General features: G+C 38.6%; 10 protein-coding genes. 3 read left to right on the top strand and 7 right to left on the bottom strand.

What is annotated here, in order from left to right:
* From JHD79_RS21545 to mnmD, 6 genes are all read right to left on the bottom strand, one after another.
* A partial coding sequence (locus JHD79_RS21545) for an ABC-F family ATP-binding cassette domain-containing protein (RefSeq protein ID WP_233164824.1) occupies window positions 1–1663 on the bottom strand: 1663 nt, incomplete at its 3' end.
* Between the two features lie 100 nt (window positions 1664–1763).
* Window positions 1764–2123 (bottom strand): iron chaperone, encoded by a 360-nt coding sequence (locus tag JHD79_RS21540; protein WP_199121427.1) that lies wholly within the window; start codon window positions 2121–2123, stop codon window positions 1764–1766.
* Between the two features lie 19 nt (window positions 2124–2142).
* Window positions 2143–2949 (bottom strand): nucleoside triphosphate pyrophosphohydrolase, encoded by an 807-nt coding sequence (gene mazG / locus JHD79_RS21535; protein ID WP_199121426.1) that lies wholly within the window; start codon window positions 2947–2949, stop codon window positions 2143–2145.
* A gap of 2 nt (window positions 2950–2951) precedes the next feature.
* Window positions 2952–3257, bottom strand: coding sequence for a hypothetical protein (locus JHD79_RS21530; RefSeq protein WP_199121425.1), 306 nt, complete (start codon window positions 3255–3257; stop codon window positions 2952–2954).
* 1 nt (window position 3258) lies between these two features.
* On the bottom strand, window positions 3259–4374 hold the full coding sequence (locus tag JHD79_RS21525; RefSeq protein WP_199121424.1) for an AI-2E family transporter: 1116 nt from the start codon (window positions 4372–4374) through the stop codon (window positions 3259–3261).
* Between the two features lie 70 nt (window positions 4375–4444).
* Window positions 4445–5119 carry a tRNA (5-methylaminomethyl-2-thiouridine)(34)-methyltransferase MnmD gene (gene mnmD, locus JHD79_RS21520; RefSeq protein ID WP_199121423.1) on the bottom strand — a complete coding sequence of 225 codons (675 nt, stop codon included), beginning with the start codon at window positions 5117–5119 and terminating at the stop codon, window positions 4445–4447.
* A 69-nt stretch (window positions 5120–5188) separates the two neighbouring features.
* Between mnmD and JHD79_RS21515 the strand changes: the two genes are divergently transcribed.
* The gene (locus JHD79_RS21515; RefSeq protein ID WP_199121422.1) at window positions 5189–5527 is read left to right on the top strand and encodes an MmcQ/YjbR family DNA-binding protein; all 339 of its coding nucleotides are present in this window, start codon (window positions 5189–5191) and stop codon (window positions 5525–5527) included.
* A 72-nt stretch (window positions 5528–5599) separates the two neighbouring features.
* Here the strand turns inward: JHD79_RS21515 and JHD79_RS21510 are convergent, their stop codons facing one another.
* Window positions 5600–7639: a M13 family metallopeptidase gene (locus JHD79_RS21510; RefSeq protein ID WP_199121421.1), complete on the bottom strand. Its 2040-nt coding sequence runs from the start codon at window positions 7637–7639 to the stop codon at window positions 5600–5602.
* 279 nt (window positions 7640–7918) lie between these two features.
* Here JHD79_RS21510 and JHD79_RS21505 point away from each other — a divergent pair, with 279 nt between their 5' ends.
* Entirely contained in the window at window positions 7919–9874 is a 1956-nt protein-coding gene (locus JHD79_RS21505) for a heavy metal translocating P-type ATPase (RefSeq protein ID WP_199121420.1), read from the top strand.
* A gap of 655 nt (window positions 9875–10529) precedes the next feature.
* Entirely contained in the window at window positions 10530–13070 is a 2541-nt protein-coding gene (locus JHD79_RS21500; protein ID WP_199121419.1) for an ATP-dependent Clp protease ATP-binding subunit, read from the top strand.
* Window positions 13071–13356 lie beyond the last annotated feature (286 nt).

Here is a 13356-nt window from a genome sequence, read left to right as displayed (position 1 = left end):
CCCCCCCCCCCCCCCCCCCCCCCCCCCCCCCCCCCCCCCCCCCCCCCCCCCCCCCCCCCCCCCCCCCCCCCCCCCCCCCCCCCCCCCCCCCCCCCCCCCCCCCCCCCCCCCCCCCCCCACTTTTCAACCAGAAGACGGCATACGAGATGGTAACGCAGGTCTCGTGGGCTCGGAGATGTGTATAAGAGACAGGAATGGCACCTTTAAAGTCTTTCATTCCATTGTTCAGGGCAGTAATTGATTCCAGGTCTAAGTGATTGGTAGGTTCATCAAATAGAAGTAGATTAGCTTGTTGTAACATCATTCTAGAAAACATACAGCGCATTTTTTCACCTCCAGAAAGCACTTTTACATTTTTGAGTACTTCCTCTCCCGAAAATAGCATACGGCCCAAAAAGCTACGCACAAATTGTTCGTCGGCATCAGTACCTGAATACTCACGTAACCAATCTACCAAGTTTTCATCTTTTCCTTCAAAATAGGTGGAATTGTCATTGGGAATATCGGCTATACTTATCGTAACGCCAAATTTAAATTCGCCTTTATAATCTTTATCATTACCGGTAAGTACATCGTAAAATGCGGAAGTTGCTAGACTGTTTTGAGAAAGTACGGCAATTTTATCACCCTTGTTTACCATAAAAGTAATGTCTTTAAACATCATTTCCCCGTTGGCGGTCTTCGATAGTTTTTCTACCTGTAAAATTTGATCACCAGCTTCGCGAGCGCCATTGTTGAACATAATGGCTGGGTACTTTCTGCTGGACGCCTTGATCTCGGTAATATCGATCTTGTCCAAGGCTTTTTTACGTGAAGTGGCCTGCTTAGACTTCGATGCATTTGCACTAAATCTGCGGATAAACTCCTGCAATTCCTTTACCTTGTCTTCTAATTTTTTGTTCTGATCTGTACGTTGCTTCAATGCCAACTGACTACTTTCGTACCAGAATGTATAATTTCCGGTATAAATGCTCATTTTGCTGAAGTCAATATCTACGATATGCGTACATACTGCATCTAAAAAGTGCCTATCGTGGGAAACGACCAATACTATATTTTGGTAGTCGGCCAGAAAATTTTCTAACCAGGCAATCGTATCTATATCAAGATCATTTGTTGGCTCATCGAGTAATAGAATGTCAGGATTGCCAAATAGCGCCTGTGCCAATAATACACGTACCTTTTGGTTACCATCCAATTCCTTTAAAAGTTTATAATGAGCTTCTTCCTTAATGCCTAGATTGCTTAGCATGGTAGCTGCATTGCTCTCCATATTCCAACCATCCATCTCTGCAAAAAGATTTTCCAATTCGCCGGCACGTTCACCATCCTTTTCTGAAAAGTCTTCTTTTAGGTAAATGGCATCTTTTTCCTTCATGATGTTGTACAATTGCTGGTGTCCCATCATTACGGTTTCTATTACTGTAAACTCGTCGAATTCATAGTGGTTCTGTTTAAGAACAGCCATTCTTTCGCCAGGTGTAAAAGCAACGGAGCCACTGGTTTGGGCTACATCTCCAGATAAAATCTTGAGAAATGTAGATTTGCCTGCGCCATTTGCTCCAATCACACCATAACAGTTTCCATGTGTGAATTTGAGGTTGACGTCTTCAAAAAGTGTACGTTTCCCATAACGTAATGATAGGTTCGATACTGAAATCATGTTACTAAAAAATAAGGTGCAAAGGTAAGTAAAAAGGTTGAGGGATGAAAGGTAAAAGGTTTTGGATAATATAGGTTTTGAATTGCCCATATTTCGTAATCTAACCTTTTTTCTTTTCCAAATTTTGATTTACCCTGAATTCGACCATTTTTTTAATAAGGGCAATGGGCATAGGCTGATGAATAGGGAATTGTATCGCTCCCCTAGATGATTTATAAGAAGATATTTCATTTCTAAAAGCATCAATGCCGGCAGCTCCTGGATAAAAGCCAATATGGTTTTTATAAGCGGCAAAGTGAACCAGATTGCCATTTAGCTTAAAGGTAGGTATGGCATAGCTGATGGTTTCTTTAGCTTGCGGAACAATACTTTTAATAACTTCCCTAATTTCTTGTAGTATAACTTGGCTTTCAACAGGAAAATTGGCAATGTATTCATCCATACTTTTGGGCTTTTCCATATTTATTCTTTTTAAAAGGCTAGAGTTTCTTAGCCTCATTCCAATACATATCCATTTCGGCTAAGGTCATGTCCTGTAGAGCCTTGCCGCTATTCTTTGCTTTCTCTTCTAAGTACTGAAAACGTTTAATGAATTTTTTGTTTGTTTTTTCTAATGCATTTTCAGGGTTAATGTTAATGAAACGGGCATAGTTAACAAGTGAGAATAAGAGGTCGCCAAATTCACCTTCTGCTTTTTCCAAGTCGATTTCTTGTTGTTCTACAATATTGAATTCATTTTTGAATTCTTGTAGCTCTTCTTCCACCTTTTCCCAAACTTGTTGTTTCTCCTCCCAGTCAAAGCCAACGCCACGAGCTTTTTCCTGTATCCTACTTGCTTTAACTAATGCAGGTAGAGAGGAGGGAACGCCTCCTAAAACAGACTTATTTCCTTCTTTCAGCTTGAGTTTTTCCCAATTCTTTTTTACATCCTCTTCACCATTCACTTCGGTATCGCCATAAATATGCGGATGCCTATGTATAAGTTTATCGCATACCCCATTTAAGACATCGGTAATGTTAAAATGATTGTTTTCATCGCCAATACGTGCGTAAAACACCAAATGCATCATCATATCCCCGAGTTCTTTTTTCACCTCTTGCATATCTCCTTCCAAAATAGCGTCAGATAATTCATAGGTTTCTTCAATGGTTAAGTGCCTAAGGGTTTCCATAGTCTGTTTTTTATCCCATGGGCATTGGGTACGTAAGGTATCCAATACGGTCAATAATCTTAGAAAGGCGTTATCTGGCGTCGAAGCATGTGTAGGAGGGATATTTGCAGGCATAGCTAAATAATATTAAATGTAATAAGCATGGTGGTCAAGAATAACACAATTAAACCACAAAGGAAAAAAATATCGGCTAGATTTTCCAATTTATCAGCTCGCCTATCATTTTTGCTTCTCATGGCTAGAAAAGAAAGCAGGCAGCTGCTCATAAAAGAAATAATTGCTAAAGCGGCTCCTTCATCAATAAAACTGGACTCATTAAGTTTTGTAATTCTTACCGAGGTAAGCACAATGAAGCAAAAACCTAATAGGTTGGCTGAGGTGCTAAGTATATGTGGAGATTTGCTGGGTTTATCGTCATCCATTTTATTCTGGTTCTTCTATTTTTAATTTTTTTCTGAGCTTAAAAAACTTCTTTTTTTCGGCAATTTCTTTCTGCTCTTCCCCCAGTAAAATGGCCCATGCATTTAATCCATCAACTTTTTGGAAGATGATCTTTAACATAGCTAGATAAGGCATACATAAAAACATGCCAGAAATGCCCCATAGCATTTCACCTATGATAATGCCAATAAAAGCCATTAATGCATTTATTTTTACTTTGGATCCTACAATTAATGGCATTAAGATATTCCCGTCAATGGTGTGTACCCCAATAAAAGCAAAAAGTACAAATAGTGCTTTGGTGGCACCTGCAGTTGCAAAGGTGATTAGGACACTGATAATTAGTGCGGTTGAAATGCCTAAATAAGGGATGATGTTAAAAATGCCAGCAACAAGGCCTAGTAGAATGGCATATTTAACCCCTAGTATTGAAAGTGTGAGCACCATTAAAGTACTTACGATCACCATTTGTATAAATAGGCCGGTAATATATTTTTTAATGATCCGCTGGATTTCATTCACAGTTTCACTGACTTTTGTTCTATGGTCTTCGGCAAAGACCGTTGTTAGGAATCTATAAAGTAATCTTCTATAATTTAGAATAAAAAAAGTAAACAATAAGGTGAAAGCTATAAATAGTAAGCTGGAAGATAAGGTAATCAATGTAGTTCCTATAACGGCAGCACTAGTAGACAGGGCTTTCTCGGCACTATCAGCTAAATAAGTCTCTTGCTTGCTTACATTTACATGGAAGGTCTTGGAGATCCAATGTTGTATCTCATGAAAGGAATTTGTAACCTGTTTAACCAATAATGGCCAGTCTGACCAAAGTTCACTTAATTGACCTGCAAAGAAATAACCTACTCCATAAATGAAACCTAGCATTAACAATACCGTAAATATGGTGGATAAACTTCTTTTAAGCCTAAACTTTTGTTCAAAGAAGTTGGCCATTGGCAACATTAAAAATGCCAATAGTAGCGAGAACAATAATGGAGAGAGCAAACTCTTTCCTATAATCGCCAAATAGCCCAATATAATAATAGAGAGTAGGGTAAATGCTAACCTGACTATAAAGGGCAACTGTCTTTCTTGCATATGATTTACTTTGACTGGAATAATTTACTAAAAATAGTATAACCTAGAACTATAATTTATGTTTTAAAAGTTAAACTATTTTTTTTGCTCTTAACATTTCTCTCTTTCCTGGTGCGCCCTGAAGTTTTTCAATTTCAAAACCACAACTTTTTATGGCTCTTTTCAAATTTCCGGTTATTGCATAGGTCACAAATATTCCACCTTTATTTAAAAAGTTACAAGCGTGTGCAATGATCTCATTGGTCCATAACTCTGGCTGATGCCTTACAGAGAAGGCGTCATAGTATAATACATCAAATTTTTGATCGGTATTAAACTGTTGGAATGTGCCATGAAAAATTTCGAGGCAGCAGTATTCGGAAAGCTGCTGTGTAGCATGTATGGCTTTTTCATAACCATTGATAAAACTTTGCCAAATATATGGGCTTACGTACTCACTATACGCAGTGCTTTCCAAAATCTCACTGCTGAGGGGGAAAGCCTCAATTGCTTTATAGTTGAGCCGTGTTTTAATTTCATGGCAATGGGCAAAGCTGAGTAGGAAATTTAATCCCGTACCAAAACCAATTTCCAATACATTTAACTCTTCTTTATCCTGATTGGTAATCAAACTGTGCTTTAGGCCTGCTTCGATAAATACATGTCTGCTCTCTTGTAGGGCTCCATGGGCAGAATGATAATGTTCGCCAATTTGGTCATTGAATAAGGTGTTTGAGCCATCTGCTGTTTTGATAAGGATATTCATAGCTCAAAAATAAGAGATAAATATGAGGTGCTTAAATAACTTTATATCTTTATATTTCAAAGCTGATTGATGATGGATATTGAAAGTTTTAGGGAATATTGTCTTTCCTTGCCAGGTACGACAGAAGGGATGAAATGGGAGCATTTGTGTTTTATGATAGAAGAAAAAATCTTCGTTATTGTAGATCTGGAAACCCATGGTTTTTGTATCAAATGCACAGTTGATGAATTTGAAGAGCTAGCCGCTAGGGATGGTATAAAACAGGCCCCACATTTTGCCAGAAAACAATGGGTTTTTGTAGATGATTTAGCTGTTTTGAATGGTAATGAATTAAAACAAAGGGTGCAGCGCTCTAGGGAACTGGTATTAAGTAAGCTAGCTAAAAGGGTGCAAGCAAAATATATTTAGCCATATATGAAAATAGCCACAGTTAAATTTTTAGATTTAACTGTGGCTAAGTAGATTAACTGGCAATTTCTTTTACCAAATTCTAATCCTGTCTTCTGGTTTTTTATATAGTTTATCACCAGGTTTAACATCAAAAGCCTCATACCAAGCATCCATATTTACAGGGGCGCCTATTGTTCTGTATGGGCCAGGTGAATGTGTATCCGTTTTGATCAGTTGGGCAGCAGTTTCTGGTAAAATATTTCCCCTCCATACTTGTGCCCATGAAAGGAAGAAACGTTGATCAGGTGTGAAACCATCAATTTTATCGTTGCTCTGTCCTTGTTTGGTCATCTTAAAGGCGGTATACGCCGCGTTTAACCCGCCTAGATCACCAATATTTTCTCCCATGGTTAATTTTCCATTTACATGGATGGTATCTACTACGGTATAGGCATTGAATTGTTTTTCCAACTCTTTGGTTTTTGCAGTGAATTTTGCTCTATCAGCATCGGTCCACCAGTTTTTTAAATTACCATCTTTGTCATATTGACTACCGGTATCGTCAAAGCCATGGCTCATCTCATGACCAATTACTGCGCCAATGCCGCCATAATTAATGGCATCATCCGCTTTAGGGTCGAAAAATGGGAATTGTAAAATTCCGGCTGGGAAAACGATTTCATTTAAGGTTGGACTGTAATAAGCATTAACAGTAGGAGGGGTCATGCCAAAACGCTCTCTGTCTATTGGTTTGCCCAACTGGCTGATGTTTTCGTTATAAGACCAAGCAGCTGCATTTCGCAGATTTTGGAAATAAGTAGCTCTATTGATGACTAAGCCATCATAATTTCTCCATTTAGTAGTATAACCTACTTTTGGTCTGAAAGCGTTTAATTTGGCCAAAGCTTTTTGCTTGGTTTCGTCACTCATCCATTCAAGGTTTTTGATCCTGATTTCAAATGCCTTACGTAAGTTGACAATCATTTCATCCATTCTAGCTTTTGCTTCTGGTTTAAAATATTTGGCAACGTATAGTTGGCCTAACAGGTCACCTAAAACCGCATCGGTTAATGACGACATGCGTTGCCAGCGAGGGGTCTGGATTTTTTGACCTGTTTGGGCTTGGGTAAATGCAAAGCTTGCTTTCACAAATGGAGAACTCAGGTTATTGGCAGCTCCTTTTATTACATTCCATTCTAAATATGTTTTCCAGTCAGCTACAGAAACAGTGCTTAATAAACTGTTCAGTGATTTAAAAAATGCAGGAGAATTAACCAAAACGGTATCTTGTCCAGCTACTTTTAATTTAGATAGGGTAGAAGTCCAATTAATATTGGGCGTAATTTTGTTGAATTCCGAAACAGTGAGCTTATTATAGGTTTTATAAGGGTCACGCATTTCTAAACGGCTCATCTGTGCTTCTGCTAAAGACTTCTCTATGTCGAACACCGTTTTGGCTTTTTGCTTGGCTACAGCTTCGCTATAGCCAATTAAATGGAATAGCGTAGTCATGTAGGTATCATAGGCTTCCCTTATTTTTACACTTCGGCTATCCTCTTTTAAATAATAGTCTCTATCGCCTAGGGTAGTACCACCCTGTGAAATGTTCACCATGTATTTAGTTACATTTTTTCTGTCCTGCCCTACACCAAAACCATATAGTCCACCTCCCAGTCCATTGGTGCGCATGTAAGTAATTTTATCTAAAACACCTTGTAGATTATTAATCTGCTTAATTTTTTCCAAATCTGCTTTGATAGGAGTGTAACCTAGCTTTTCTATGGTCAGGCTGTCCATTGCAGCAGCGTAAAAATCGCCTACGCGTTTGGTCACAGAACCAGCAGGTGCCGTTTTATTTGCGGCTGCTGCTTCTACTAGGCTTTTTACCGCATTTACATTAAAATCACGCAATTCATTAAAAGAACCCCAACGGGTTTCTTTGGCGGGTACAGGGTTGTTCTTCACCCAGGTTCCACTGGCATACTCATAAAAATCATCACCAGGTTTTACATTAAGATCCATATTGGCAGGATCTATATACTTTTTGGGTAATTGTTGTGCATTAACAGAAAAACTGGCGGCAAGTATCCCTAATGCGCCAAAATAATTCTTTAATTGATTAATTTTCATTTTTATATAAATTAGAAATGAAAATTAAGAAAATGTATTTGTAATTGGGATTCTTAATAGAAATTTTACTTGTTAAACCAATAATATAATTTGGTCAGCCCAAGTTTTCTTAATAGCTCATTCCCTAAAATCGATAATCTGAAAGATCTCATGATAAATTAGTTACTTGTCTATTTAACATAATTTAACATTTTTTATTGTGCTGTTTCAAAAATAGATTTGATAATGGGGATTATTAATACTCATTTATTTAATTTTGAATAATTCTAAACAAGAAAAATGACAACCCCTCAATCCCATATAAAAGAAGACCATTGTTGTGGTCGTGATCACGCTCACCCACATCATGGAGATGGTCATGATCACGATCATGGTGATCATAATAAGATAAAAACGTATTTTCCAGCTATAGCGAGCTTGTTGCTGTTGGTATTGGGTATAGTATTTGACCAATTGGCTTTAGAATTCTTTAAGAATGAGTTGAGGTTGGTTTGGTACCTGATTGCTTATCTTCCTGTAGCGCTTCCTGTAGTAAAAGAGGCTTTTGCTACCATATTAAAAGGCGATATTTTTACAGAGTTTTTATTGATGGTGTTGGCAACTATTGGGGCTTTGGCTTTGGGCGAATATCCTGAAGCGGTTGCGGTAATGTTATTTTATACCATCGGTGAATTATTTCAAGGGGCTGCGGTAGCCAAGGCTAAAAATAATATTAAATCATTGTTGGATGTCAGACCAAGTTCTGTTAATGTACTAAGAAATGGAAATTATAAAACCGTAGGGCCTGATACTGTTGAAATAGGGGAAGTAATTCAGCTTAAAGTTGGCGAAAAAGCACCTTTGGATGGGGAGTTGCTTAGTGAAAGCTCAAGTTTCAATACTGCGGCACTTACTGGAGAAAGCAGACCAAAGAATATTCGTAAAGGAGAAATTGTATTGGCCGGTATGTTGAATTTGGAAGGGGTAGTAAACGTTAAAGTGGGCAAACGTTTTGAAGATAGTGCATTGTCTAGAATTTTGGAAATGGTGCAGAACGCCACATCAAAAAAGGCCAAGACAGAACTGTTCATTCGCAAGTTTGCAAAGGTATACACTCCTCTTGTCTTTTTCTTGGCAGTAGCTTTAGTATTTTTGCCTTATTTCTTTGTAGCAGATTATGAGTTTAGAACTTGGCTATATCGTTCTTTGGTTTTTCTGGTAATTTCCTGTCCATGCGCTTTAGTGATTTCAATACCATTAGGATATTTTGGAGGAATAGGAGCTGCATCTAAAAATGGAATATTATTCAAAGGCGCTAACTATCTTGATGCTATTACAAAGGTGAATACAGTTGTGATGGATAAGACAGGTACTTTAACCCGTGGTATTTTTGAAGTAAAGAAGATAGAAACTTTATTGCCAGAGGATAGATTTTTGGCTATTTTAGCTACAATAGAAAGTCATTCTACTCACCCAATAGCCAAAGCTATAGTCAGCTATTATGGGAACAAACCCTTATTGTCATTAAACGAGGTAAAAGAAATTTCAGGCCATGGCTTAACCGCAAAGCTCGACTATACAGAGGTAGTGGTAGGGAATGCGAAATTATTTGAAAAATTAGGAATTAAGTACCCCAATGAAATTGACTTAGAAGTTGAAACGATTGTTATGGTAGCTATTGATGGAGCCTATGTAGGTTATGTCTTAATTGCAGATCAAATTAAGCAAGATGCAAAGGACGCAGTAACAGATTTACATGCTAATGGGGTTGCCAAAGTCGTAATGCTAAGTGGAGATAAAACATCAATTACACATAAAGTAGCAGCAGAACTGGGGATTGATTTTGCCTATGGAGATCTGCTACCAGAGCACAAGGTGGAAAAATTGGAAGAACTAAGAGACGATACATCGGCCGTTGTTGCATTTGTTGGAGACGGCATTAATGATGCGCCTGTTTTAGCACTTAGTGATTTGGGTATGGCAATGGGTACGCTTGGGAGTGATATAGCCATCGAAACGGCAGATGTGGTTATACAGAATGATATGCCGAGTAGAATAGCAACAGCCATTAAAATTGGAAAGATTACAAAGAGGATAGTCTATCAAAATATAGGATTGGCTTTTGGGGTAAAAGTACTTGTGCTCATTTTGGGCGCTGGAGGTTTGGCTACCATGTGGGAAGCTGTTTTTGCAGATGTTGGAGTAGCTTTTTTGGCCATTTTAAATGCAGTACGTATTCAAAGAATGAAGTTTTAAGCTCATTGTTTGTGGTAATTAGAAGCATAATGTAGTTTGGATGCCAGATTTTGTGATGGAATTTTATCTGTATAAAATAACGAGAAGGAACTTTTGTATAATAATAATATATGATACAGGGAGTTTAATTTTAAAGGTATATTTGGGTAGGTGGCTTGCATAAGAGAATGGTCTCAAATACGTTTAGTGAGTTGGCAGATTCTATGATTTGGAATTATTTAAACTAAGAGAAGAGCTACCTTGATAGAATGAAAACCTGAAATGAATGGACGAACGAGTACTAATAGGGACAACTTGCGGTGGAACTTGCGCAAATAGAATCACTTTTTTGGCCTGATATCTATTTCGTTGACTGCCAAAAATTCAATAAATGAATGAGAAGTCGTTCATTTTGTCAGGAATTATGGATGCTTTAAAAGCTTACACTTTGCCGACAATTAGATGTATTTCATGCGTTTTTTTGTAAAAATCTCATTGAAGTGGAGCATTTGAAGTGCTTTTAATCATAAATGAAAGGGGCATGTGTCAGTTATTTTTATCATTAAGTAGCTTTAATCCACCAATATGGCGTAATTGTTGATAAAATATAAAAATCAGGGCGCCGTATTTATAAAACAAATTTATAGTTTAGTGTCGTCTCGATAACATACAGATTATGGAAGCTAAATTTTCACCACAGGTTAAAGACGTGATCTCTTTCAGCAGGGAAGAAGCCCTGAGGTTAGGTCATGATTATATAGGCGCTGAGCATTTATTGTTAGGCCTTATTCGCGAAGGCGATGGTATGGCAATAAAGATTTTGAAATCTTTGGGGGTCGATACCTTAAAGCTTCGTCGTTCTATTGAAGAGGCCGTTCGAGGCACATCGAGCGTAACGGTCAATCTAGGGAATATCCCATTGACTAAACAGGCCGAAAAGGTTTTAAAAATTACTTATTTAGAAGCTAAAATATTTAAAAGTGATCTAATTGGTACAGAACATTTGTTGCTCTCTATCTTAAGGGATGACGATAATATCGCATCGCAGATTTTGTTGCAGTATGGAATTACCTATGAGATTTTTAAACAAGAGGTTGAAGTGAACAAGAACGGATTTAGGGATGAAGCTCAAGGAGGTGGCACAGCTGGAGGCGATGATGACTATCAGGAAGAAGAAAGCTTTACAGCCCCTAAGAAAGTTTCTGATATTAAATCCAAAACTCCGGTACTTGATAATTTTGGAAGAGATTTGACACGTGCCGCAGAAGAAGGTCGTTTGGATCCTATTGTAGGTCGTGAAAAAGAAATAGAACGTGTTTCGCAGATACTATCACGTAGAAAGAAAAACAATCCGATCTTGATTGGTGAACCAGGCGTAGGTAAAAGTGCCATTGCCGAAGGTTTGGCATTGCGTATTGTACAACGAAAGGTTTCTAGGGTATTGTTTGGCAAGCGTGTGGTCACTTTAGACTTGGCTTCATTAGTAGCTGGTACCAAATACCGTGGCCAGTTTGAAGAACGCATGAAGGCCGTAATGAACGAATTGGAAAAATCTACAGATGTAATCTTATTTATTGATGAGATCCATACTATTGTAGGTGCCGGAGGTGCTTCTGGTTCTCTAGATGCTTCAAATATGTTCAAACCGGCATTAGCCAGGGGAGAGATACAATGTATTGGTGCTACAACTTTGGACGAATACCGTCAGTTTATTGAAAAGGATGGTGCATTGGACCGTCGCTTCCAAAAGGTAATGATCGAACCTGCTACTCCTGACGAAACAGTAGAGATTTTAAATCGTATTAAAGAGAAATACGAAGAACATCATGGCGTAACGTATACAGAAGAAGCAATCAATGCTTGTGTATCGTTAACTTCTAGATATATTACAGATAGGTTTTTACCAGATAAGGCTATTGATGCTTTAGATGAGGCTGGTTCAAGGGTACATCTAACAAATATCCATGTGCCTGATAATATCATTGCTATTGAAAGCAAGATAGAAGATATTAAATTGGAAAAAAATCGTGTAGTGAAGAGCCAAAAATATGAAGAAGCGGCAAAATTACGCGATACCGAAAAAAATCTGTTAGAAGAATTGGATAAGGCCAAGGCAGAGTGGGAGGCTGAAACCAAAACGAAACGTTATGAAGTAACAGAAGATAATGTTGCTGAAGTGGTTTCGATGATGACAGGTATACCATTGCAGAGGGTTGGACAGACAGATAGCAATAAGCTTTTGAATATGTACGACACCATTGCAACTAAGATTATTGGTCAAGATGATGCCATAAAAAAATTGACCAAGGCTATACAGCGTACAAGGGCAGGTTTGAAAGATCCTAAAAAGCCAATTGGTTCATTTATATTTTTGGGACCTACGGGAGTAGGGAAAACCGAATTGGCTAAAGAATTGGCCCGTTTTATGTTCGATAGTGATGACTCACTTATACAGATAGATATGAGTGAGTATATGGAAAAATTTGCGGTATCTAGATTAGTAGGAGCGCCTCCGGGATATGTGGGATATGAAGAAGGAGGGCAGTTGACAGAGAAAGTTCGTCGCAAACCTTATGCGGTAGTGCTTTTAGACGAGATCGAAAAAGCCCATCCAGATGTATTTAATATTTTATTGCAGGTATTAGATGAAGGTCAATTAACCGATAGTTTGGGTAGAAAAGTAGACTTCAGAAATACAATCATTATTATGACCTCTAACATCGGTGCCCGCCAGTTGAAAGACTTTGGTGCAGGTGTAGGATTTTCTACTTCAGCTAAAGTAAACCAAAATGAAGAACATAGCCGCGGTGTAATTGAAAATGCTTTAAAGCGTGCTTTTGCACCTGAATTCTTAAATAGAATTGACGATGTAGTAGTATTTAATACGTTAGGTAAAGAAGAGATTTTCAAAATCATCGATATTGAACTGAAAGCTTTATTTGGCAGGGTGAATACACTTGGCTATCAGATTAAGTTGACTGATGTGGCAAAAGAGTTTATAGCTGAAAAAGGTTTTGATATTAGTTTTGGTGCCCGTCCGTTGAAACGTGCCATTCAAAAATACCTGGAAGATCCGATTGCCGAAGAGATTCTGAAAGGTGTGGTAAACGAAGGAGACACGCTGGAGGTCGATTACGATAAAGCTAAAGAACAAATTGTGGTAAGCTCTAAAAGTAGCGGAAAGAAAAAGAAAAAAGAAGAAGGTAGTGTAGAGTAACACATAAATTAACCCCAAAACAATTAGTTTTGGGGTTTTTTATTATCTTCCAATAGGTGGCGTTCTTTTCTGAGAGACTTAAAAGGTTGCAAAAACAAAAAAGGGTTATTCCTGTCTCTTATACACATCTCCGAGCCCACGAGACCTGCGTTACCATCGCGTATGCCGTCTTCTGCGTGAAAAAGGGGGGGGGGGGGGGGGGGGGGGGGGGGGGGGGGGGGGGGGGGGGGGGGGGGGGGGGGGGGGGGGGGGGGGGGGGGGGGGGGGGGGGGGGGGGGGGGGGGGG

The sequence above is a fragment of the Pedobacter sp. ASV28 genome, from assembly GCF_016428855.1.
Classification (GTDB): Bacteria; Bacteroidota; Bacteroidia; order Sphingobacteriales; family Sphingobacteriaceae; genus Pedobacter.
This window is presented reverse-complemented; position numbering and strand designations above follow the sequence as displayed.